A 25,061-nucleotide genomic window follows, 5' to 3' on the forward strand; every position below is an offset into this window, starting at 1 on the left:
CAAACCATCGCTGCTCTCGTTCCCGAAAGCGGATGCAAAAGTAGGGCATTTGACAATAACACGCAAATATATATGACTCTTTTTTTAAAGAAAAAATGAAACTTTTCTGTAACATGCTGAAAAATAAGGATGTTATAAAACATATTTCCAAAGGGAAGAGGAAAAAACACGGAAAGAAAACACATTATTATATATACGCACGAGCGGAGAAAGAGAAAAAGAAAAAACAGGAACGGAAAGAAAAAGAAAAAAAGGCGGGAAAGTGATATAAAGAAAGGCAAATTTATATTCACCATAACATTACTACGATCATTTTCGGAAAAATAAAAGGAAACAAATGAAATAAACAGCTACTTTTTCTACAATCAAATAAAAATTATTACTTTTGCGCAACCACTCACATACAGCAAATGCGATATAGTGCAACAGAAGGCTTTGGCCCTCGGCTGTGCACTATATCGCATTTTATGTTAGTATGCGAGTGGTTTCCTACTAACAAGCCGAGGGCTTTTATTTCCTTCGCTTTGGTGTCTTTTTAAGTATTATTAATAGATAACATATTTGGAAGACTCTAAAAGTCTATTCAATTTTTGTCGTTTTTCCGTCTTGCTCGTGAGAGTAGGACGGATTTTTACCAATAACATAAACATTTATTTGTTCACTGATACTTCTCATTCCCGAAACAGAGGGGTGTCCCCATTGTTTACTAATATCATGTAAACAAATATTTGTAACTCCGTAATGGCAACAAATCTCAATCATAGAGTTAGTTATCTCTTCAGATAGTTCAGTGTTTGTAATATTATAAATCTTTGCATTAGGATATTCATTAATGAGAAAATCTAGCAAATAACAAAATGCAGGACGAAAATTATACAAATCGGCTTTCACCCAATTATTATACTGATACTCACCAATTGGTACACCTGCCCAACTATCATTTGTACCCCCGAAGACAAAGATTACATCAGGACTACCCAAATTATTCATGCGAGTTATAAAGGAACAATCAGAAGAATCTACTTTCCTATAGCCTGTATTACAAATGGTAGCGCCTGAATAAGAATTGTTACGTTCCAATTGCCAACCGTTACTACGTAAAAAAAGCGTCCACCAAGTTTCTTCCACTCTCTTTACATCATTTTCTTTTTTCTCTTCGGGCACTCCATACCAACAGCGATTGGTTTCAGGGGTGACATAACCATAAAAAGTTGAATAAGAATCTCCAAGAATGGAAACTTTTATTTTCTGCTGAGCGGAAAGAGCCAAGAAAAATGAAAAACAGGCAACTATAAAACAGAATAATAATTTTGTTTTCATACAATTATAGTTCTCAATAAAGAGTTTTCAATCTTACAAATGTATAGATTAATCTTTATATTGACAAAAAGTAAAAAAGATTTTCTATTTTGATATATATCAACAATAAACAAAAGTAAACAAGTCGCACTTATTTGTTGATTACGTTAAAGTAATATATGATCTTGTCAAAGAAATAGGTAAACGACCTGTAATCTGGACCAATATTATCCTTAAATATCCAGCAAAGACAAGAATTATCTAAAAATATTATTTTAGTAGATCGGAATTACGGTTGGGAGCCAGACAATTTCGGTAAATAGAATAACTTTCTTGGGTTAGATGTAAAGATGTGAGGAGCCGTATTCATACATTCATATCCAGATAATGTTTATATCATACTATGGATGAAAATTCTAATAATCTGTCCACTTTTCTACCCTTTACCCGTTAATCATAATTGCAAAGAAATAATACTGAAACATCTATACTTAAGAGTTTTACGCATTCACAGAAGAAGTATCTATCCTCCTGACTACTTCTAATTTCAACAAGAAACAGTCCGATAAGAAAAAGATATCAAAGGAAAACCAATAGTGCAAGTCATAAAAAAACACGAAGACTTGAAAAATAAATTCAGTAAACTTTCTCCCAAAATGTACACAGAAGAGTTCAAACACTACAGAAACAATATAATCACCCCTAAAAAAGGACTCTTCACCTCTGGAAATTTCTTGAAAAGAAGAAATCAAAGATATAAAGAGTGAATAAAAACGAGCGAATATCTATTCTCTACCACTGTCAAACGCCTGATGTGAATTGATAATACCTTGTATCTTACAAAGTAGTTAATTATCTGTGTCAGTTGAACAGAAAGCAAGAATTGCCGCGCAGTGAAGATCTCCTGATAAGTCAATGTACCATGTTGTATCAAGAGTTATATACTATAAACTACGTTTTCCTAGGAATTAATCTGTCCGGTACACAGTTCTATTTTTCCATGGATCGTCTATACCTAAGTAAGAGCGTTGTTAACCTCACTACCGATGTTGAGTAGAGTTTACTGGGAAAAATACTTAGTTTCTTCCTACTCCGTTTTGGTAATCTTCAGTTACATCATGTTCAGACCTTTATTAATAAAAGTTGTATCAATACCCCTAGAGCTGAAAAAAGAAACTTTCTGGGATTGATAATCATATTTCTGGCAATATTAATCCAACTTATCGTACCTCCCAACGTGATGGGCAGATGAAAGGCAGTTTCCACTTCCTTAATTAGAATTGAAAGTAAATGAATGGCTGTATCTCCGAGCTCTTCATCTGGATAATCAAATATATCATGCCGATAATCAACAACGCTTTTCCAAAAAGAGGGAGCCGGATAACTACTTTGCAACAGGTCTGTTCCCAACTATCAGGCAAAAAATGCAGGAAATATCCCAATCCCATCAACACGAATACTTCCCTATAACCAGATATCAGTTGCGGGAAAAGTTGCGGACGGAAAGTTGTGAATATCTGTTCCAGCATATCCAACGAAGTCGAGAATTGAGCATTACGGAAAAATATCCAGCAAAAGCAGACAAAATGGAAAGTAATAAGTATACCGAAGAAACGTCGGATACCATGACTACGTTCTCCTTTCTTTCTCCCGATGAGTCCCATCCAAAATTTGTGTAAAGCCAATGCTATTCCGTGAAACATCCCCCAAAGGACAAAGTTCCAGGAAGCGCCATGCCACAAACCACCTAAAAACATGGTAATAATGAGATTGGCATACTGGCGAATTTTACCTTTACGATTACCACCCAAGGAGACATACAGATAATCACGTAACCAACTGGATAAAGAGATATGCCAACGACGCCAAAATTCCGTAATGGATGCTGACTTATAAGGTGAATCGAAATTCATATTGAAATGAAATCCCAGCAATAGCGCTATACCTATCGCCATATCACTATATCCGGAGAAATCACAATAGATTTGCAAGGCATAACCATAAACTCCCATCAGATTTTCCACACCCGAATAGAGCGTAGGGTTATCAAAAATACGCTCTACAAAATTAATACTGATATAATCTGAAATAATCGTTTTCTTGAAAAGTCCACTGACAATAAGAAAGATACCTCGCCCGAACATTTCATTGGAAACAAACAACGGACGGCGGATTTGCGGAATAAAGTCACGTGCACGGACAATGGGACCCGCCACCAGTTGCGGAAAGAAAGAAACATAAAAAGCATAGTCTAATAGATTTGTAAGTGGCTTAATTTCCTTTCGATACACATCAATTGTATAACTCAACGACTGGAAGGTGAAGAATGAAATACCTACAGGAAGGAAGATATCCATAGCGATAAACGTGTCCCCCGTCAAGGATGCGAAAAAGTCCAAAAGGAAATTTGTATATTTAAAATAGCATAACAACCCTAAGTTCAGTAACAAACTAACTACCACCCATGTTTTGCGTTGCCAGCGGACGGTGGCACGCTCCATCATACGGGCGATGAGGAAGTCGGATACCGTGACAAAGGCAAGCAAGAAGAAATAAGTTCCACTACTTTTATAATAGAAATAATAGGAGAACAACGTCACGAACATCAAACGGGCAGTAGTGCGACGCTGCAAAAACAGATAGAACAGAATGAAAGCAGCAAACAGCCACAGGAAAATGCCGCTACTGAATATCATCGGCGCTTGCGGGTCGTACACGAAAACATCACGCAAACGGATAAGATCAATATTTAGTCCATTCATTGACAATAGTCGTTATATGATTTCAAGAAAGCACAATAGAACATTTCACCCTGCAAACGATAACCATCGGGCATATAGTGCACGTGATCGGGGCGCATCAATCCGGCTTCTTGCCAGTTCAGACAGGCACGACGTGAACCGCCGAAGACATTATACATATCCCACACAGCAATCCCGTTAGCATCAGCAAAACGACAGATAGTCTGTACGGCAACGGCTGCACGTGAATTTATCTTATAAGTACGACGACGGCGCTGACGAAAACTCTCATATGAGCCCGGAGGAGTCGTCATCACTATCGGAACATCGGGCAGACTGTCTCGAAGCATACGTACTAACTCATCCATTTGTCGATAATGCAACAGAGAGCTATAACGGCGATTATGACTTTCGTTAGTTCCAAATGAAAGGATCAAAAGGTCGGGATGCAGGGCAGCAATTTCCGCTATACGGTCAGAACGAGTAAATGTAGTACAAAAGGCACCGTTGATACCCACATCCGTATACGAAATCTTACCAAAAGTCTCTTGTAAACGTACACCGGTAGTTCGAGGAAAGATATGTCCACGGATATGACTATCTCCCATATGGACAATATGGAGAGAATCGACAGATACCCCTAAATGGAGCAAACGCAATTTTTCCCAAAAGGGTTTGAGGATACCTACACTGTCTATCAACTCATTATTTCCAAGTTGCGCAAAAACTTTAGGTAACGCGATAAAAGGGAGTGATATTGTATCCGTACGCTGTGAGTAACAAAAAAGGGTGTCGCAACCTACCATAACTTTGTCCAACAGAGGGCAACTCGGCAGCTCATCTTGTGCACGAAGTTGCTGCAAACTCGAAAACAGCACAAGCACTGTGCAACAAATCATAAATCGTAAATCGTCCAACTGCAAATTTCCCCTATGGTTCCGTTTCATAAGCACGTCTCCTATCGTATTTTTCTTTACCGTATATCAATGCTTCATAAAGTAAACCCGCAAGATATTTTCCACCCCGAAAGTTAATATGCGTATAATCATAATTTGCCATGGATGGCTTGGCATGCACCATTTTTGCCATACTACCCTCACCTCCCATTGCTTCGAACATATTCCAGAAAGCAACACCACTCTCGGCCGCCAGATTTTGCTGATAGCGAACCAAATTCTTAATACCAGGCATAGTCCGCAAATCTCCCTCCTCGGTCTTATAATCACGGTCTCCCACACTGACAACCAAAATACCCGCCTGTGGAAAAGCTTCTTTAAGACGGGTGATGGCCATAGCCATACCATCACTATACCGATCGTAATTACGTCCTCGTTCAGTAGCGACATTAAGTCCATACTGAAGAATTATTAGATCGTAAGGACGCTGTTCGTTAAACTCGCGCATCATCCATATAGGGACAGAACGTAGGGACAAGCCGGAACTACCACGCAATGAAAAGTTATCTACAATGATGCCTTGAGTGCCATCCATAGCCAAACCATAGAACAACGTAGAATCGGCATTTTCCACTGTCCAGCATACGGAACCGATATGCCCTTTTACATCCATCTGCTGTAATTCTCCTGTAACCGGAAACATTTCAGTATGCTTACTTTCCCGATTAACACTGACCGAGAGAGTTACTTCTCCTTTATTATAAAAGAAAATAGAAGCATGGTCACAGGTATCCAGACGAGAAGCATAATTTTTTTGTCCCCGAAGTTCGACATACGCACCAGCATGAGGAATGAAATAATGCCCTGAAATTCCCTGTTTGTTGCGGTCAAAGAAAACAGAGTCCATGATGGAATGACTCTGCCAATCACCAAAACTGTGTCGTACCGTAGGTCTGAAACTACTGGTCATGGAAGTAATCGTCACGAAACCTACTCCACAACCTCCATAACGTTTCTGTAACATTTCGCGCAAATCGGCAGTAAGAATATCGGCTTCAATGAAAGAATCGCCAAAATAAGCAATACGCACTAGACGAGACTTCTGAGACAATTCATCCAGCGCCCGATAGAAAGGTGTCATACCACGCATCGTGGAATCGCTATAATCCTCAATGCAGGTCATTCCAGAACGGCAGGTATCTACAAAAGCCGGTTTTACCTTAGGCGGCAGTGGTAACAGGCTGTCCGGCTCACTCGCCGATTGTAATAAAGGGCGCACATCAGCAAGTATATCCACACGCCTCAACACACGACCACCTATTGTGATTCCTGGCAAAATGTACATCAACAAAAGTGCAACCACCACGATGCACATCAACAAACCCGTATATTTCAATACATTCTTTTCCATAACTAATCAAGGCGCAAAGATATGATTTTTTCATCACAGAGAATAAAATAATCCCCGGAAAGGAAAGATATTTCCTCCGGGGATTACCTCTATTTAATGAATAAAGTTCTTAAATAGTCTTTTCAATATTCCAAACGAATGCTCGAAGCCCTAATTGCTCGGTCTGCTTATCCATGTTGTGCAGAACTTCCAGCAACGGGGCTACCCTTTCATCTTCTACCATCGTAAGGATGGCAGAACACATGGAAGGCCATGCATGACTTCCATAATGAGGTTCTCCGGTCTTAGAACCGCGTCCGCGTACTTGCTCCCAATAAGTGAAACCACGACAATTCAGTCTGTCGAGAGTTGCGATAATGCGTTCGTAGTACGCCTGGTCGAATGTGATTAATACAGATTTCATAATTATTTTATTGATAGTTGATAATTGATAGTCGATAATTAACTTATCAACTATCATTTTTTATCCCTTCTTTTGTTTTTTAAAATAAACATTCAGTTGTTTCTGCATTTTACGGCGTTGACGCTTGATGCCGACGCCACCAAAGATACAGTACATCGTTGGAACGTAAATCAAAGTAAGAATGGTAGAAACCGTCAGACCACCGATTACAGCAATCGCCATCGGGCTCCACATTTCAGCACCTTGTCCAGTACTGATTGCCATCGGAATCATACCGAGAATAGTTGTCATTGTCGTCATTAATACCGGACGGAGACGGCTCTTACCTGCTGTGACAACGGCATTCAGTACTGACTGCCCACGCTCACGGCAAAGGATGGTATAGTCGATAAGTACAATACCGTTCTTCACTACAATACCAATCAACATGATACTGCCCAATAAGCTCATTACACTCAATGTGGTATTGGTAATAAACAACGCCATCAACACACCACTCATTGCAAACGGAACAGAAAGGATCAGAATAAACGGATAAGTCAACGATTCGAACTGGGCTGCCATTACAATAAACACAAGGATGATAATCAATATACCCAATGTTCCCAAATCACGGAACGAATCTTGTTGGTCTTCAAACGAACCAGCTACCTGAATAGTAATATCCGATGGAATTTCCATTCTGTCTATGATGTCATTACCCGCATTAACGACATCACCTAATGGAGCACCAGAAATTACAGCAGATACCGTAACTATACGTTCACGATCTTTACGTTCAATAGTAGGTGGCGCAAAACGTTCAACTACCGTTCCAAGATCTTTAATTCGAACACCTTCTCCCTTGTTATTATAAACAAGAATATTCTCAATAGCCTCCAAACTGGTACGAAACTCGGGAGCATAACGAACCTTGATATCGTATTCATCACCATCTTCACGATATTTCGATGCCGTCGCACCGTTAATACGATTACGCAGATAAGTAGCTGCAGTAGACAAGTTTAATCCGTGCAAAGCCAACTTCTCACGATCAAAATCGACCTGATACTCCGGCTGATAATCACTACGGCTAATATTTACTTCAGATACACCTTTCACTTTGAACAACTCGCGTTTCAGTTTAGCGGCAACACTGTCAGTTTCTGCCATACTGTAACCATAGACTTCAAAGTCGGCAGAAGCTTGAGCTGACATACCTGTATTGCTACCACCAAGAATAACCTGCGCCTTGCTAAATTCCGGATAGGCTTTCAAATCTTCACGCATCTCATCACAAACTTTCTCCAAAGTGATATCACGATCACCTGGATCGACTAAACTGATATTGAAAGAAATAATATGAGAACCGTTATCCTGCATAGATGCCCACGTATTATCCGAATCAGCCTGGCCTACAGTATAATTACATATCTTCATAACTCCCTTATATTTCTCCAGCCACTGATTAGTCAACTTTTCCGAAAGTTGCTGTGCTACTTCTTTACGGGTTCCGATAGGTAACTCCAATTGTACTGCAATACGAGCATTATCTTGTGCTGGAAAGAACTCCGTACCAATTGTTTTGGCGCAAAACAAACTCAGAATAAAGAATAGCACACAACCGATGAGCACTACCTTACGATGACGAACTGCCCAATTCAGCATACGGGCATACCAGTTATCCAACCCGTCCAATACGCGTTCAATCGGTCCGAAGAATGTCTTGAATGCACGCGACTGTGTCTTCTGTAGACGAAGCAACTGTGAACAAAGCATCGGAGTCAAAGATAATGCTGCTACTGTAGAGATAAACATAATGGCACACATCATCCAACCTAACTGCTTAAACAACACGCCTGACATACCACTAACCATAGTCAATGGAAAGAATACGGCAATCATGGTCAATGTAGACGCAACTACAGAAATAGCCACCTCATTCGTTCCATGAACAGCAGCTTGCTTGGGATCGGAACCACGTTCAATATGCGTAGTGACATTCTCTAGTACCACAATAGCATCGTCCACCACCATACCTATAGCAATAGAAAGTGATGAAAGCGAAATGATGTTAATCGTATTTCCCGAGATAGCCAAATAAATGAATGAAGCAATCAAGGAAAGTGGAATCGTAATACAGATAATCAATGTGGCACGCCAACGCCCCAAAAAGAGGAACACCACAATAACCACGAACAACAAAGCGTACATTACCGTCTCCGTCAAACTATCTATGGTATTCAAGATATTATCGGATGTATCTACAATAATGCCCAACTTCACATCACTCGGCAAATTCTTTTGCAAACGAGGAAGCGCTTGTTGCACTTTTTTGGAGATCTCTACAGAATTGGCACCAGACTGTTTTTGAACAACAATCATGGCACCTTGCACACCATTATTATAAGTCTCCTGCGCACGTTCCTCTACGGTATCTACCACTTTGGCAACATCACGTAGATACACTGTAGCGCCATTGTGAGTACCCACTACAACATTATCCAACTGACGAGAGTCATCAAACTCACCTTCCACACGCAATGAATAAGTTTCATTACCGATATCGAAATTACCACCTGGGATATTCTTATTTTCCGCTCCAATGATAGAACTGATAGTTTCGATACTCAAATTATACGCTTCCAGTTTATAAGGATCACAGTAGACCTGAATTTCACGTTGTGGCGCACCACTGATAGACACTGTACCTACACCAGGAATACGTGCCAAAGGGTTTACCACGCGGTCATCCAGAATTTTATAAAGTGCCGACTGGCTTTCGTTAGCCTGTACAGATAACAGTACGATGGGAATCATATCTGTACTAAACTTGAAAATGATAGGATTTTCCACATCATCAGGCAATTCAGAACTTACCATATCCAGTTTATCACGTACATCGTTTGTCAACACGTCAATATCGTTTCCGAACTCAAACTCCAGCGTAATCAGAGACATATTCTCCGAAGAACGAGAAGTGATATGCTTCAAATTACTGACAGCGTTCAGTACATTCTCCAATGGACGGGTCACATTATTCTCAATATCCGAAGCACTTGCTCCTGGATAAGCCGTCATCACCATAATCGTATTTGTATCGATATCCGGATACAAATCGATAGGTAATTTGGATAAAGAGAATAGTCCAAATATCACTACTGCAAGAAAGCAGAGCGAGGTCATAATCGGTTTCTTAACCGCACCTTCGTATAAACTCATCTTTTAATTTACAATTAAATTATTTTTCTACTTCTACCTCCATACCGTTAGCCAACTTCGTCTGTCCAGCAATGACAACTTGTGAATTATCAGACACACCAGAAATCAATTCGTATTCTGTACCCATACGGCGTCCCAGTTCTACTTTATTATAGGAGACCTTACCCTCATTATACACGTATACATAACGATCGCCAGAACCAGCCTGCTTCACAATAGCCAAATCGGGTACAACTACATTGTCTTTCGTTCCAAAGTTAAGTGTAGCACGGGCAAACATACCGGGACGTACACGCTGGTCTTTGTTGGATAATTTTATTTCTACAGGGAAAGTACGAGTATTCGGATCAATAGTAGGATAAATTAAGCTGATGATACCTTCAAACGGTTCATCACCATATACATCTAATTTCACGGATACAGAAGAACCTTTCTTTACACGAGTAAAATATGTCTCCGATACATTGATTAGCAGCTTAACCGGAGTGATTTGTTCCACTACCAGAACAGGTTCCCCACCACTATACATATCGCCATTATCATAGTTACGTGCCGTTACCACTCCATTTATCGGGCTGAGTAAAGATGTATTCTCAAGCAAATTTTTGTAAGCTGTTTCCTTTATATCCAAAGCCATTTTCGCCGCATCCCATTCAGATTTAGAAGTACCGCCCACTTTATATAATTCATCCATACGTTTAAATTCAATTTTTTGATTGTCTAACTGAAATTTTGTTTGTTTCAGGCTAGCTTCATCCATACTTACCAGTTTTTGACCTTTAGATACACGATCACCCACTTCTACCAAAATACGATCAATACGTACTGGAGACGAAGGAGCAATATTGTTTCTTACTTCAGCTTCCACAGTAGCCGTGTACTCTTGAATTTGCTCTACCGGACGGGCTTTCACCTCAGCAAGCTTCACCCGTGGCTTTTCATCCACTTTTTCAGCGGTAGTTTTATCTTTATCTCCACTACAAGCGCCCAACAGTGCAACTGCAAGCAGGGCAATCAATTGAATATTTTTCTTCATATCATTATACTTTTTCATTTCTATTTTTTGATTACATAATCTCTTCCCAAAACCTGGTCAAGATCGGCCTTAGCCACCAGATAGTCGTAAATAGATTGGTTGTAAGTTAATTCAGCCTCAGTAAGTTGTACCTGTGACGTATTCAACTCAAGTACTGTTCCCTTACCTACTTCGTAGCGTTTACCAGCAATCTGAACCGCTTTTTCAGCTTGTCTCACATTCTCTTTATTACTGGATACTTGCTCAGAACTGGCCGCCATATTATCCTGATAACTTGTAATTTGCATATTCAATTTTCGTTCGGTATCAATACGATTCTGATCCAACTGGCGCATCTGGATGCGATTGGACTTCAACTTTGTGAAATTACTTGCTTTATATAAAGGGACACTCAGGCTAAACACCAATGAAGAACTCCCTGCCCAATTATAATTGAAAATATTCCAACTATCGTTATTCATAGATTGATACTGATAAGAATAACTCATAGCCAGTGTAGGTATAAAGTTAGTACGCAAAGATTTGATATTCTGCTGAAGAGTCTTCATACTCAACTCCAATTGTTTCATAGTCGTATTATTTATCAAACCTTCGTGTCCTGAGTTTTCCAGCTGATTGGCAAAAACTACAGTTTCATAACTTGCCAAACTATCGTCTATTTTAATATCCACATCAACAGTAATACCCATCAAAACTCTTAACTGTAGTTTGGATAAGGTCACTGCATTGGCAGCAGATATCACATTAGGCTTTATACTGCGCATTTGTACCTCAGCACTAATCTTATCAAATTCGCTCACTACACCTTGCTGATACTTTGCATTCACAATATTAAAATTTTCCTCTGCTAGATTATAACTTTTTTGTAACACTCCGTAAGAGTCTTGTGTCAACATCAACTGATAATAAGCTTTTGTCACTTGATTTACCAAATCTTGTTTGGAAGCACGCGATTTTTCAACAGCAAGCTCAAGATCAGTTTTTGTCATCGACATAGCCCGATATACAGCTGGTGCAAAAATCGGTAAACTGACATTCAATGCTCCACTTGCAGTATTCGATTTATCTTTACCCATTTTGATAGTTTCGTCACCGATACTAAACTGAGGAGCCGTAATTGTATAATTCATCGTCCCCGAAATACTTGCCTCTGGCAACAAATTCTGCCAGGTTTCTTTATGGCTTACTTTTTTCAAAGCAATCTCCTCCTCCGCTACTTTGATGGTAGGATTGTCACTCAAGGCAATTTCCAAGGCTCTATCAAGATTCAGGGTTAAAGTGTCTTTTACTTCCTGTGCCTGTACATGGCCACCCACCAATAATATAGCGGTAACCAATGCCAACCTCTTGCCCACAAAAATTTTCTGCATCTTCTTTTAATAATTAACCGTTTCTCTATTTTTTCTATCTCTCGTTTTCCCGTTACTGTTTTTTGCGATACTCTTGGATAAAGGCTTCCAACTCTTGAGCCCCCTTCTCCGTCGAAATTCCCCGTAAATAAGTAAACATTATGGATTCATAAACTTCCAGAAAGGAATACCTCTTGCAAATATCTGTATTCATCAGTAAATCAATCTGTTCTCTAACCAGCAAGTTGACAATAGCAAAGTTCACATCAGCACGAAAGATACCTTGTTTCACACCGTCTTTAAAAAACTGTATCGTTTCTTCTGAATCCTGATCGCTACGACTTCTTAATAATTCATAAGCTTTAGGATATTTCTTAATATCTTCAAAAAATTTTTTGTTCGTAGCATGAAACTTTTCAATACTACGCAGATAGCACTTCAATAAAACTTCCAATACATTCTCAGCAGTGGCCAATACTTCCTTAACAAATTCATCCGCCTCTTTCTGCCCTCTCAAAATACACTCTTCCAACAATGTTTCCTTATCTGAGAAAACCTCATAAAGAGTACGTTTAGAAATGCCCAATGAATTTGCGATATCATCCATCGTGATACTTTTAATACCATGTATAGTAAATGCCTCAACTGCTGTCTCAATGATCCGCTCTCTAAGTTCCGGACGGAATACCGGATGCTTTGTGTTTTCGCCCATCTTCTTCCTTTCTTAGTTTAAAACTCTTTTTATTCATTATCAGAATAAAACGGAGCAAATATAGAAAGAAAACTAAATTACTCAATTAAGTTTTCTTTCTTTTGTTAAACGATTAATAAATATTATATTTATAGCAGATTTATTGGGAAGATACCGATTGAAACTAAAAGTCAAGTATGCAACAATAAAACAGCGGAACATTCAACAAAGAAATGTTCCGCTGTTTTTTATATTTGTTAAAAAATTAGTTACCTTGCAAATGATATAATCGGCCATTCTTGATACGTAAATCTAACTGCGCTTCAAAAAGTGATACAGGAGATACAGTCTTACCTTGTTCGATCCATTCGCCATTCGGACGGTCGGCATTATTATGTGTACCACTACTTTTTGTACCTTTACTTCCAATACTATAATTCTTGGCAGAAACCCAAGGAGACTGAACACAAATCCTCTTGGCCGTACAGTTCCATAGGTACTGGTTGGCACCAGCCCATCCGTGCCCTGTACCCCAATTTCCACGATCTTGTACCAGGATGTCACCATCACTGTCAATATTGTCATAAAGTGTTCCTACATTCCAGCGCTGATGAGGACCAGCATCAGCATGTGAATTACGTATCTTTACATTCACAAATACATTAGGTCCTACTCCTTTTGAACCTGTCACACAATCGTGACGACCATGAGACGTCTCACAATCACGTACCAGACAAGCTGAAGCATCAGCTATTAAGAAAGAGTAAAGTCGTCCACCTTCACGTTTTGCCACACCGTCAAGACACTTACAGTCTTTTACTGTAATAAAAAGAGATTTACTTCTTATTTCCGCCAACCCATATGCAAAATAACGTGAAGTCACATTACGTATCCAACTATGTTCAGCCTTGGTTATATCAATAGCTGTCCAACTATGATTTTCATCGTTATAATAACCGCTACCGTCCTTCTTTGTTTCATCAAACTCACTGACAATCTGCATATTCTCTATTCCACAATGACTAATTCGCCCCAAGAAGCTTGACTTGTATATTGCACCACCGCCATATTTAGTCTCCATAGCCATCAAAATAGGATTATCAAGATGAAGAGTGTCTCCGATAATCTGAGTAACTACACGTTCATAATCAAGGTTATAACCCGAAGCCGTCCAGTTGACTCCCGCTGTATCACCAGGTTTATATATCTGATCCATCTTCAAATCATGAATCCAATTATCAGTCCCCGGACGAAACACCGTAACATGATCACCCTCATGAAAATCCGATGCATTATTTACAGTCACCCAAAAACGCCCTACGGGCACATAGTCATCTTTGATATTATATGTAGAAGGTTTAGAAGGAGTTAAGTTACCTTCACCGGCAATCTTTATGAGTCTATGATGGGCAGACTCTCCACCTTTCACACCGGCTGCAATCAATTTTGTACCATTATCACCTTGCCCCTCACCACGAAGCACTATACCATCAGTATTTATATGCAACTCATTCTGTATTTTGTAAGTTCCGCTCTTTAACAGAATAGCGCCACGAACTTTTCCGTTCAATGGCATAGTTGCCACTTCGTCAATTGCCTGTTGTATCATTGTAGTAGCATCCTCATCTTCTCCTGGAGAAGTCAGTATCTTTCTCACGGGGACATCAGGTATATCAAGTTCACTACCCATATAACCTACATGGCTGAAATCTGGTAAAGTAGTACCATAAACATCCTCCAATAATGCAATATCGAAGTTGGTTTCAACTTGCGGATAAATGACAGAAGGGGAAGAGAAATCCTGCGAAACAGTAATTTCTTCATTCAGTCCAGCAGCTATAACACGAAGCATAGCCACGCGCCTGCGAGTTGTAAGGTTAGTATTCACAGTTACTAAAAGTATATTATCCGTCCCCTCCTTGACCTCGCAAGTTACCCAATCAGTCATAGAAGTAATCACTTCAGCCCGCCACTCCACATTAGTGGTCACTTTTATTTCTTGTACACTACTTGCCGCTTTAAATGACAAAGCCTTGGCAGACACTTCAAGTTCCGGCTCCACACTTTCTTGTTCCACCTCCAACTCTGCTTTCTGGGTACCACAGGAAATAACAATTTTGGCCAAACGCTTTTTACCTGTATCATTCGTTTTTACTGTTATTTTGGCCACAGTGCCCATATTTTCACAGCTACACCAATCGGAGCCGGTAGTCACCTTACAAGTCCAGCTCTCAGAAGAAGTTACACCCACCTCCTGCGACGAAGTTGTTGGAGTAAAAAATAATTTTGCCTCACTCAATTGTAAAGAAATACCCTCTTTACTGTCATCAGAACAGGCAAATAATGCCACAGATATAAAAAACGCCAACACATACTCCAAAAGGAAAAAGCCTATATTCCAACGTCTTATCTTTGGTAGAATATTATTCATAAGTAACAATATTTATTAATTGTAATTCAGGAATTTACCCCTAAGTCACCTGTTTAAAAATAAAAAGAGGATGTACCAAAACCGGAAAACCATTCAGTACATCCTCTAATAATCAACAGAAAAGATTAACGACCACTAATGGTTTTCAATCCTTCAGCAAATCCCGCATAAGCAGGTTTACGAATATAATCATCAGACCATAGACCATTGGGAACATTGTTACTGTCAGCTATCGTCCATTGAGTGATACCTCCCTGCTGCGCAGCAGGAATCAATTCTGCATAAGCAGAAAGAACAAACGTATAGAAATCAGCCATTTTCTGTTCTTGTTCAAACGTCAAATCAATAGTTGATATTTCCATTCCCGATTCATTTATAATATTCATATCGAGTCCAGAAATACGTATCAGTTTTCCGGTAGCAGCCAGTTGAATAAATGCCTTTTTAATATTTTCTTCTTGTTTACTCTGCTCAGTCTCATCGGTAATAAATGACAGGTGCATAGTTGTGGCTATACCGTCAATTACTGTTTTCCCATCATTTTCCCACTGTCCTATCCAATGAACCAAACTTTTCAACTTATCAATATCAGTTATCAAATTCGTTTCGTTCACATAAAGTTTCAAGTCCGCAGAACTATACTTACGAGCCAGTTCCACTACCAGACGCGGATAATTTTCGCCCAGGTAATCTCCCCAGTAGAAATATGTTTCCGCATCACCATTGGATGCCGAGCAAAGGTCATAATACCCGTCACCGTTTGCATCTACCGTTGCCAACGGCTCATCCAGTACATTCCAGTTTGTAACCGTTCCACCACAAGCTTCCATCATTCCGTTCAACCAGTTGTCCATCGCCCAAGTCAGTGTATCAGCCTTCTCTTCGGGAGTCTGAGGTATTCCGGTAGGAATTTCGTAGTAAACAGAAAGATCATCGAACCAAATAGTTCCCCCAACAGTACCAACATTCAGATAAAAACGATAGATATTACCAGATACGCTTGGACAAGATACTGTAATTTGTTTCCATTCTGTAGTAACGTCAATAGAGGGAAACTTACCGATGGCAGCAGAACTACCTTTCGCTCTGAATTCTGAAGTAATGGAACATTTACGACTAGCCTTTACTCTCATGGTAAGATAATAAGTAGTATTCTCCACCGCTGCAATTTCCGGAGAGAACTCAACCACGGTCTGGCCTTTAGAAGCTGCATAACCGCTACCTACTTCAATCTTATAACCTTTGGAAGCATTGTATCCTTCACCAGACACAACTTTCCAATAATTTCCATGATTTTTTATCGCATCCCCCCAAGCACTCCATTTACCACCTTGTACCGTAAGTCCATTTTCAAAGTCAGTATTCACCAGATATACTTTCTTCATTCCCGAAGCACGAGATCTGATAGCATTTTCTTCAGGTAACGGTTTGTCTGCCAACAAACCATTCAAATAATCATTATTCTGTTTCTTATGACTGCAAAGAGCACCTCCATAAACAAATGTATTGGTTTTCTGTGCCGCAGCCAACAGTTTCTTCACGTTTTGGAAGTCTATATTACCATTGCTTTGTACACAAGCTGAGTACCACATCGCATCTTTGGGAGTTATTTCATTGAAGTTAGAACTCACCAGACTATAATTCTGCCCTCCATTAATAAAATCTGCAGCATTAACGGCAGCTCCTAACTTGAAAGTCTGATTTGCGCTACCTTCCATATAAACATTCAAAGTAGAGTATTCGTTGAGATATTCGTATTTCGCTATATCCTCCGGTTTTTCCACTTTGAAATCGGCAAGGTTATTCTCCGCGCAAGCGGTTAACATCGCAAGTGCAGAAATTGTGAATAAAATAGATTTATAATTTTTCATATCTTTCACTGTTGAATCATTCTACATATTTAGGTGTAAATTCTTCCGGTTTCACACCCCGTCTCTGCCATACCAAAGTATCTTTAGTTTGAAGCTGTTTTACACCAAAATCTACCCGATAATCCATATAGAGTCCGTCACGGTCTTTATTCCCCCATGCCTTTATCTCCGATTTCTTTAAATACTTTCCTGTTCCAGTGGCTGTAACACCTTCCGTATCAGACGTGATAGTACATTCTCCCTTTTCATTGAAAGTAAGAAGCAAATCACATTTCAGGTTCTTTGGAGTTCCATTCTCATCGGTATACTTAGTGGTTAACGGGAAAATCACAGAATTCAAAGTTTTGGTAGTAGTAGAACAAATCTCATCTTCTTCCACACTTTGTTTATGGCGTACTTCTGTAGTAGTCACCCCATTTTCTGTAACGACATCTATACCTCTACGAAGATAGTAAGCATGATAAGGATTGATATATTTCACACAATAAAGTACATAGTCCATGGGTTTTATATCCCAATATGCAGAATTAGGACGCTGAGGGGTATCACCTTCAATAATAGGTTTACCGGAAAGGATACGGTCAGCCCCTGTCTGTTTTTTTATCACGAGAGGTATCACATAAGTATTTTTCAACGCAGCCGGATCAGCAAAGAATGCATCACTCAACTGTACTTCCACACCACCTTGAAACCCTCCGTTAAAAAAGATGTTATTACTTGCCAGCGAGTAGTGTCCTTCCGGCATAGGCATTACCTCCGAACCATCCTCAAAATAAAGATTGTCGCACAAAGTGTTGTCTACCGCTATCTCTAACTTTATGTCACGACCATTGTAGGCTCCACCCATAGTAGCAAAAATCTTGCATTTATGCAGGTTATCGAGCGTGGTATCATAAGTATCCTCGCCCAGTACAATGGTACGCACCGGATATTGATAAGGGAAATAGACTGACACCCCGCCTTCGTAATCAGGAAAAGAAATATCCGCATTTTTACAGGACGTAAGTGTTGCAGCCAATCCTCCAATAGATAATATCGACAATAATTTGAATAGTTTCATATCATTCATTATTTTTAAATTCAAGAATAGAATTACCAACCTGCATTTTGTTGTAAGTTACCAAACTTTTGAGTCTCGCTATAAGGAATAGGACCGTAATACATATAATCCTTATAATTACGAATTTCCACATCAAGCGGTAAATAAAGCAAAGAACCGTCTTCAGGGACCTTCCTTATTTCCATACCTGTTGCAGTCTCGTTCAGTTCATCAAGATTCACTTTCCAACGGCGCAAATCCCAGAAACGGAAATTCTCAAAGCAAAGTTCCAACCGGCGCTCGTTATGAATTAACTCACGCATCTTATCCTTATTGCCTTTTACACTTTCCAAATAAGGATCACCATTATAAACGCCTACTCCCGCACGTGTACGAATAGCTTTTATCACATCATAGGCAGAATAACTATGTGTCCCTTTTCCGGTAGGTCCCCAAGCTTCATTAGCTGCCTCAGCATAGGCAAGAAATATCTCCGTATAGCGGATGTAGGCTGTATAATGTCTTTGTGTACTTGTTTTATTGGGCGTAAGATCTAAATCAGAACGCAATTGTTTACGCAGATAGTAACCTGTACGGGTAGATTTTCCGTTTTCGCCATTCAATCTATCCAAATTTGTACCATAAGTTCCAGTAATAATCACATTATTTTTCACACCCTGTTTCTCACCATTCACAAGAATGTATGTTTTCAGTCTAGGATCACGATTTTCATAAGGTTGGTTGGAATCAAAATGTCCTTGTACATCAGTAATAGGATAACCGTTTGCCATCGGGAATGCATTAACCAAATTTTGGGTAGGGTTTACACGTCCTTTACCATAGATTGAAGGAGGATAATTATCCGTCTCACGTGAATTGTTATCGCCCACTTTACCCCGCCAAAGAATTTCCTTTGGATTTTCACCGGCAGCAAGGTTGCTAATTTCATCCACATTGGTATACCAGGTCCAGCCCTTGGAATCCATACCGGTAACCCCTCCTATGCGGTCTAATACAATTGCCGCGTTGTCAGCAGCATCTTGCCAAGTAACACCAGAACCATCACTAAAGGCTGGACTGGCAGACATCAACAACAACTGAGCACGTACAGCTTCAACAATCCGGCTACTTATTCTACCTCTCATGTGACGGCCGAAAGCACGATTGTAACTTTCAGCGGTAGCTCCTGCTTGAACATATTTTGCAGGAATTTCCTCCGCAGAAGACACATCACCAAAATCTAAAGGAAGCAGTTCAATAGCCCGGTTGATATCAGCTAAAATTTGTTCCACACACTTTTGGTAAGTATCACGAGGACGATTAAAGTCAGAACCTGCATTCTCTGATTCCAAATGTAAAGGTATTCCCAGCAACTGACCATCGTTAGTACGCCCCGCATGAGTTTGAAGCAAGAAAAAAGTGTGTAATGCACGCATGGCATAGCATTCACCTTTAAAGTGCATATTAAACATAGTATTGGCAGACTTGTCCTCCGCCCAAGTTATCTGATCACAGTTTTCCAATACCAGGTTGATATTTTGAATAGCATAAAAATGCTTTTTCCACCGTGATAACGGGTCATTGTTGGAAGCCCAACCTCCTGTAGCCATCTTCAAATAACTGTTATTGATATCATTGGATACAGCATCATCTGTAGCCAAATCACTTTGCGGTGCTGTGGTATAGGGTAATAAGGCATAAGACTGTCCCAAAATACTCTGCGCAAAAGCGGGTTGATGATGCATATATCCCTCATCGTATATGTTTTCCAATTCCGGTTTAAACATGTCTTCGCAAGAAGTGAGCAACGGCATGCAAAACAGAAGTTTTATCAGTACTTTTTTCATATCTTTATTTCTTTTGTTTTGAATTTAGAAAGTCGCTTTCACACCCAGATTATAAAAACGAGTCTGAGGTGCAGAACCTACATTGGTTTCAAAATGCTCACGTTCCTTTGAGATAGTTAGCAGATTGGCACCACTTACGTACACAGAAAGGGAGTTCACTAATTTTCCACGTAACATACTTGTCGGGAAATCGTATGTAAGCTGTACCTTGGCAAGGTCAAAACGATTGTTCTTATACATCCAGAAATCAGAATTGGTAAAATTGTTATTACCATTACCTGTAGTCAGACGAGGATAAGTAGCTGTTGCCGCTGTTTCTTCTGTCCAACGTCCACGTACTACCTTAGAGTATTTATCTTCTCCTGAAACCCAGTAATAACTACTTTTCTTAAGGTTCTGACCACCTATATTACCTGTTCCCAACACAAATAAAGTAAAGTTTCTGTATTTGGCAGTCAAATTGATACCCATTGTAAAAGGAGAATTAAATTGTCCCAATGCCACCTGGTCTTTTGAATCAATAATATTATCACCATTCTGGTCTTTATATCTCAAATCACCAGGTTTGGGAATACCACCCCCCAATGCAGTCTGTGAGGGGGCACCAGCTATTTCAGTCTCATTATTGAAAAAGCCCAGACACTCGTATCCCCAAATAGAACTAATAGCTTTACCTTGACGATACTGATAAACGTTCTCGTAGTTACTATCATCACGCTTGGTTGCTTTAGTAGCGTAATAAGTACCATTAATACCAGCAGAGAAATCTACTTCACCAAAACGTGTATTATAGTTCAACGAAAAGTCAAATCCCATTCTGCGATCATTATTGTAATTGATGTAAGGCAAGAAAGTCTGTGTATCCGAATAGTCGAAATAGCTCGGAAAAAGATTACCAGAACTTATAATAGCGCCTTCCATGGAGTTCACAAAGAAAGAAGCATCCGCTGTAATCATTTTTTTCCACAAAGAGGCTCTAATGTTAGCCGAAAGTTCCTTACGCTTCAAGAATGTAAGATCTTCATTGGCACCGCGCAACGATCTGGATGTCTTCAGGCTTCCACCATCATACCATCCCCAGCTGGAACCTTCCATGTCGTAACCACCTTTATACATGTAATAATCAATTCCCATATCCGTATTCAAGATACTTCCACTGGCACTAACCATCAACTCATCGAATGCAGATCCTTTCAGAAAATCCTCTTCAGCCAAATTCCATCCCAAAGTAAACGAAGGAGAAAAAGCATTACGATGTCCTTCGGCCAATCTGGCAGAATGGATAAGCGAGCCACTGAATTCGGCATAATACTTATGCTTGTAATTATATGATGCTTGCAGACCAATATTTGCATTACACGTTCGATGATATTCCCCGGCAAACGTCTGTTGAAAACCACTTACCAACAACATTGCATCCAACTGATGAGCATTACCGAAAACACGGTTATAATCCAAATGCGCGTTCATCGAAATTGTACGGTCAGAATTACTGCCACTGATATTCTGCTTACCGGTTTTTTCATCATTGGTATCGCTCTTTGTCAGATCCACAATCATATCGTACCCATTAAAATTCCCCCAAACCGGGATAAATGTAGCATACTTGTTATCATACTTCGTAGTATATGATGTGGCATAATCCATAGAGTACTGCGCATGGAAAGAAAGCCCTTGCAATACTTTGCCCAAATCAATGTTGACACCTGCATCAAACTGTAGATTACGTTTGGTTGAACTACTCTTACCGGCAGCATAATAATCGGCAAACACATTGGTCAAATCATTTTGCGTACCCGCGAGAAAATACTGGCCATCGATGATATTATTCGATGTCTTCAGTAGTTCCCATACAGCAGAAGCATTAGGATCAATCATGCTGAGCGGAATCAGAGGAGCCACCCGGTTGGGACGGAATGTAGAAGCCAAGCTCCAATAATTACCACCTACTGTACCTTTTGAGTTGTAGAAAGAAACATTGGAATTCACATACGCCGACACCGTTTTGCTTAAATTCACGTCTACATTACCACGTACGCTGAAACGATCGTTACGATTATACTTACCCTGACCAAAATTCATCTGATCACCCACATTATAGTAACTGATATTGGCATAGAAACGGGCACGATCACTTCCGGCAGAAATTTCCGCAGTAACATCCGAACGATTATAAGCTTTCTGAATAAAATCGGATGAATAAAAGTCAACATTAGGATAACGATAAGGATTTCGACCGGTGCTCGAATAATAAATCTCATCTGCACCGTATTTCGGATCCAGACCATCATTTTTGAGTGCCTCATTATAAAGTGTCATGTATTCAGCAGAACCTAGATATTCAGGATAAGCTTTCGCTACCTCCCAACCGGTATTTGCCCTGACATCTATCGTAAGAGGAGAAATTTTACCTCTTTTAGTGGTTACCAATACAGCACCTTTGGCTGCCCGACTGCCATAAAGAACTACGGCTTGTGCACCTTTCAGGAAAGTAATACTCTCTATTTCGTCAGGCTTCACAGTATCAAGGCTACGGGGTGTACCATCCACTAGAGCCAAATATTCATCGAGTCCCCAAAGCAGACTACCGTTCCAACCACCCACATAGCCCTGCATATTGTTCAGGGTGCTGGTATAGTAATTCTTCTTCATCAGTTCCTCGACATTCACAGTAGACACGCCACCTAACATATCTTTGGAAGCCACCTTACGGTAAGCTACCTGCGTTTGTTCGCCGGATATCGATAATGAATCCATCAATTCTTTCGCGCTTTGCGCAGAAGCAGAAGTCCAAACCGACATCGAAGCCAAGGCAAGCAAAAGAAGTTTTTTCTGTATATGTTTCATTTTAAATCGTTTTAGTTGTTAATCTTCCTGTTACCAACCCGGATTTTGTCCAAACTCAGGATAGAGATATACATCTTTGTCAGGCAACGGAAGCCAATAGTGCTTGGTCCCATAAATCCGCTTCAAAATGGTTTTCTCCTCCCAGTTTGCCACACGTGCATTTGCGGGGTCATTTTTCTCATAATAAGTGTCAGTCTCCACACGGTCGAACTCCTGCGAAGTTTTCACATTATAAGGATATTCCGTGAGAAGCAGCCAACGTTGTAAATCATTAAAGCGGAAACCTTCAAAAGCCAGTTCTACAGCACGTTCACGACGTACCTCATCCATAAATTTACGCTGATCACCTACATATGTAGCTGCGACATGACCTGCTCCACAACGATCACGCAGTACATTGATAGCTTCCTCGGCAGTTTTACTGAAATTCGTGGATTTATAGGATGCGCCGCTGATAGCTGCACCTGCCTCTGCATACATCAGATAAATATCTGCCAGACGCATATAAGCTACATAACTTTGGAAAGCCTGAGCATCCGTATAAGCAAGGTCATGCTTGTTGGCAGTATGCGGTACCAATTTATGGATAAAGTAACCGGTACGGCTTCCCTCTACCACATCTCTCATTTTACCTCCAGAAGAGAGGGTGCAATATCTGAAATCATAATCGGCATGTCCCTTTTCAAGTGCCTTATTCAAATACTTAACACCATCAAACAACACATCGTGATAGAAACGAGGATCACGTCCTTTGAAAGGATGTTCAGGATCAAATTTGGAAGCGTCGTCAGTCAATGGAAGTCCATTTGCCATACCATAAAAGTTCATATAATTGGCTGTAGCCATTTTAATGTTATTACCTCTTACTCCCAAGCCATTCATCTTTGGCCCGTATTGTGTAACAAATCCCCACAAGCTGGTATTATTACTTGTCATCGCACCTCTGAAAATAGCTTCAGTAGAACCAGGTTGTTTCCAGCCTTGCTGAAGTGTATAAAAGAGATCGGTATAGCAAGTGGTAGCAGATTTCGATTTGGCATGATCATAAATATTATCGAATTTAAATTCAACCAATGCATATTGTGTCTTTCCATCTTCCACAAGCGCCAATAGCTCCCCAAAAGCCTCTGCAGCCTTCTTGGCATATTCCTTATCGTAATCATAAGTTTTTGAACCACCCAGCTGAGCACCATGTACCATCAATGGACTGGCAGCCCAAAGGTATACCTTACCTAAATAGCCCAATGCGGCAATCTTATTGATACGGAGGCCATTCTTGCCTAAAGTGTTTTTACCCGCTTCTGTATCATCCCAATCAATAGGCAACAAGTCGGCAGCCCGACGAAAGTCTTCGGCACAACGATCAGCACACTCTTGATAAGAGAGACGAGGCATAGTAAGCTCTTCACTGGCAGAGAAAGTTCTGTCTACATAAGGTAGTCCTCCTACCCACTGCATCAATTCCTCATGCCACCAAGCGCGGAAAAAATAAAGCTGTCCTTCTATCAGGTTACGTTCCTCTTGTGTAGCATCAACCAGTTTATCCATATTCTCCAAAGCAAGATTAGCTTTACGAATACAATACCAGGCATTCTGCCACAAAGCTTGCATACGAGATTTATTATGCCCATCGAGTTTCGTCGGATCTGCTTTCGAATTCCAAAGCCAAGTTTTACCATCTGTTGACCAAGCTTTGAAATTACCCAAATCGAATTGGTTGGTAAGGCGACCTTCTCCATAACTCACATTCTGTATCTCATCATCGCCCAAGTTATATTCACTCGGCCCGGAATTGGCTTTTTGCTTGTCGGGAATAGCATTGTACATTTCTTCTATATATCCTTGGAAGTTGAAGAAATTCTTAAATGCATCATCACTCGACACAATGGCATCTACTTCCCTGTCCAGATAATCGGTACATCCACCAAAGGAAACCGATGAGCAGACAAGTAGTAAGCCACATAACGAATTATCTAATATTTTTTTAACATTCATAGCA

General features: G+C 40.0%; 15 protein-coding genes. All 15 read right to left on the minus strand.

From position 1 onward, the window contains the following. Window positions 1-579 precede the first annotated feature (579 nt). Window positions 580-1,320, minus strand: coding sequence for an SGNH/GDSL hydrolase family protein (locus DXC10_RS00010; RefSeq protein WP_101541732.1), 741 nt, complete (start codon window positions 1,318-1,320; stop codon window positions 580-582). 1,253 nt (window positions 1,321-2,573) lie between these two features. Further along, entirely contained in the window at window positions 2,574-4,061 is a 1,488-nt protein-coding gene (locus DXC10_RS00015; protein WP_101541733.1) for an MBOAT family protein, read from the minus strand. Beyond that, window positions 4,058-4,987 (minus strand): SGNH/GDSL hydrolase family protein, encoded by a 930-nt coding sequence (locus tag DXC10_RS00020; RefSeq protein WP_180949151.1) that lies wholly within the window; start codon window positions 4,985-4,987, stop codon window positions 4,058-4,060. The genes DXC10_RS00015 and DXC10_RS00020 overlap by 4 nt, the downstream gene beginning before the upstream one ends. Beyond that, the gene (locus DXC10_RS00025; protein ID WP_117737134.1) at window positions 4,971-6,347 is read right to left on the minus strand and encodes an SGNH/GDSL hydrolase family protein; all 1,377 of its coding nucleotides are present in this window, start codon (window positions 6,345-6,347) and stop codon (window positions 4,971-4,973) included. Before DXC10_RS00025 ends, DXC10_RS00020 begins: the two co-directional genes overlap by 17 nt. A 109-nt stretch (window positions 6,348-6,456) precedes the next feature. After that, window positions 6,457-6,750 (minus strand): PG0541 family transporter-associated protein, encoded by a 294-nt coding sequence (locus tag DXC10_RS00030; protein ID WP_101542392.1) that lies wholly within the window; start codon window positions 6,748-6,750, stop codon window positions 6,457-6,459. Window positions 6,751-6,810: 60 nt separating this feature from the next. Next, window positions 6,811-9,951, minus strand: a complete 3,141-nt coding sequence (locus DXC10_RS00035; RefSeq protein WP_101541735.1) for an efflux RND transporter permease subunit — start codon at window positions 9,949-9,951, stop codon at window positions 6,811-6,813. Window positions 9,952-9,970: 19 nt separating this feature from the next. Further along, a complete protein-coding gene (locus DXC10_RS00040; protein WP_101542393.1) occupies window positions 9,971-10,987 on the minus strand; it encodes an efflux RND transporter periplasmic adaptor subunit in 1,017 nt (338 codons plus the stop codon). Between the two features lie 20 nt (window positions 10,988-11,007). Next, window positions 11,008-12,357 (minus strand): TolC family protein, encoded by a 1,350-nt coding sequence (locus tag DXC10_RS00045; RefSeq protein ID WP_101541736.1) that lies wholly within the window; start codon window positions 12,355-12,357, stop codon window positions 11,008-11,010. Between the two features lie 52 nt (window positions 12,358-12,409). Further along, window positions 12,410-13,048, minus strand: coding sequence for a TetR/AcrR family transcriptional regulator (locus DXC10_RS00050; protein WP_101541737.1), 639 nt, complete (start codon window positions 13,046-13,048; stop codon window positions 12,410-12,412). 244 nt (window positions 13,049-13,292) lie between these two features. Beyond that, on the minus strand, window positions 13,293-15,458 hold the full coding sequence (locus DXC10_RS00055) for a BACON domain-containing protein (protein WP_101541738.1): 2,166 nt from the start codon (window positions 15,456-15,458) through the stop codon (window positions 13,293-13,295). Window positions 15,459-15,583: 125 nt separating this feature from the next. Beyond that, window positions 15,584-17,329, minus strand: coding sequence for an endo-1,4-beta-xylanase (locus DXC10_RS00060; protein ID WP_145998959.1), 1,746 nt, complete (start codon window positions 17,327-17,329; stop codon window positions 15,584-15,586). Between the two features lie 16 nt (window positions 17,330-17,345). After that, window positions 17,346-18,389, minus strand: coding sequence for a DUF5627 domain-containing protein (locus tag DXC10_RS00065; RefSeq protein ID WP_101542394.1), 1,044 nt, complete (start codon window positions 18,387-18,389; stop codon window positions 17,346-17,348). 32 nt (window positions 18,390-18,421) lie between these two features. Then, a complete protein-coding gene (locus DXC10_RS00070; protein WP_117737135.1) occupies window positions 18,422-20,215 on the minus strand; it encodes a RagB/SusD family nutrient uptake outer membrane protein in 1,794 nt (597 codons plus the stop codon). A gap of 24 nt (window positions 20,216-20,239) precedes the next feature. Continuing rightward, on the minus strand, window positions 20,240-23,062 hold the full coding sequence (locus DXC10_RS00075) for a SusC/RagA family TonB-linked outer membrane protein (RefSeq protein ID WP_117737136.1): 2,823 nt from the start codon (window positions 23,060-23,062) through the stop codon (window positions 20,240-20,242). 30 nt (window positions 23,063-23,092) lie between these two features. Further along, window positions 23,093-25,057 carry a RagB/SusD family nutrient uptake outer membrane protein gene (locus DXC10_RS00080; RefSeq protein WP_117737348.1) on the minus strand — a complete coding sequence of 655 codons (1,965 nt, stop codon included), beginning with the start codon at window positions 25,055-25,057 and terminating at the stop codon, window positions 23,093-23,095. Window positions 25,058-25,061: the final 4 nt, after the last annotated feature.

The organism is Bacteroides sp. OM08-11, assembly GCF_003438665.1.
In the GTDB taxonomy this organism is placed as follows: Bacteria; Bacteroidota; Bacteroidia; order Bacteroidales; family Bacteroidaceae; genus Bacteroides; species Bacteroides cutis.

Coding starts and splice junctions, on each gene's coding strand:
- DXC10_RS00035 (WP_101541735.1), bottom strand. CDS start 9,951: ATGAGTTTATACGAAGGTGCGGTTAAGAAACCGATTATGACCTCGCTC.
- DXC10_RS00020 (WP_180949151.1), bottom strand. CDS start 4,987: ATGAAACGGAACCATAGGGGAAATTTGCAGTTGGACGATTTACGATTT.
- DXC10_RS00070 (WP_117737135.1), bottom strand. CDS start 20,215: ATGAAAAAAGTACTGATAAAACTTCTGTTTTGCATGCCGTTGCTCACT.
- DXC10_RS00015 (WP_101541733.1), bottom strand. CDS start 4,061: ATGAATGGACTAAATATTGATCTTATCCGTTTGCGTGATGTTTTCGTG.
- DXC10_RS00040 (WP_101542393.1), bottom strand. CDS start 10,987: ATGAAGAAAAATATTCAATTGATTGCCCTGCTTGCAGTTGCACTGTTG.
- DXC10_RS00060 (WP_145998959.1), bottom strand. CDS start 17,329: ATGAAAAATTATAAATCTATTTTATTCACAATTTCTGCACTTGCGATG.
- DXC10_RS00075 (WP_117737136.1), bottom strand. CDS start 23,062: ATGAAACATATACAGAAAAAACTTCTTTTGCTTGCCTTGGCTTCGATG.
- DXC10_RS00055 (WP_101541738.1), bottom strand. CDS start 15,458: ATGAATAATATTCTACCAAAGATAAGACGTTGGAATATAGGCTTTTTC.
- DXC10_RS00030 (WP_101542392.1), bottom strand. CDS start 6,750: ATGAAATCTGTATTAATCACATTCGACCAGGCGTACTACGAACGCATT.
- DXC10_RS00065 (WP_101542394.1), bottom strand. CDS start 18,389: ATGAAACTATTCAAATTATTGTCGATATTATCTATTGGAGGATTGGCT.
- DXC10_RS00025 (WP_117737134.1), bottom strand. CDS start 6,347: ATGGAAAAGAATGTATTGAAATATACGGGTTTGTTGATGTGCATCGTG.
- DXC10_RS00080 (WP_117737348.1), bottom strand. CDS start 25,057: ATGAATGTTAAAAAAATATTAGATAATTCGTTATGTGGCTTACTACTT.
- DXC10_RS00045 (WP_101541736.1), bottom strand. CDS start 12,357: ATGCAGAAAATTTTTGTGGGCAAGAGGTTGGCATTGGTTACCGCTATA.
- DXC10_RS00050 (WP_101541737.1), bottom strand. CDS start 13,048: ATGGGCGAAAACACAAAGCATCCGGTATTCCGTCCGGAACTTAGAGAG.
- DXC10_RS00010 (WP_101541732.1), bottom strand. CDS start 1,320: ATGAAAACAAAATTATTATTCTGTTTTATAGTTGCCTGTTTTTCATTT.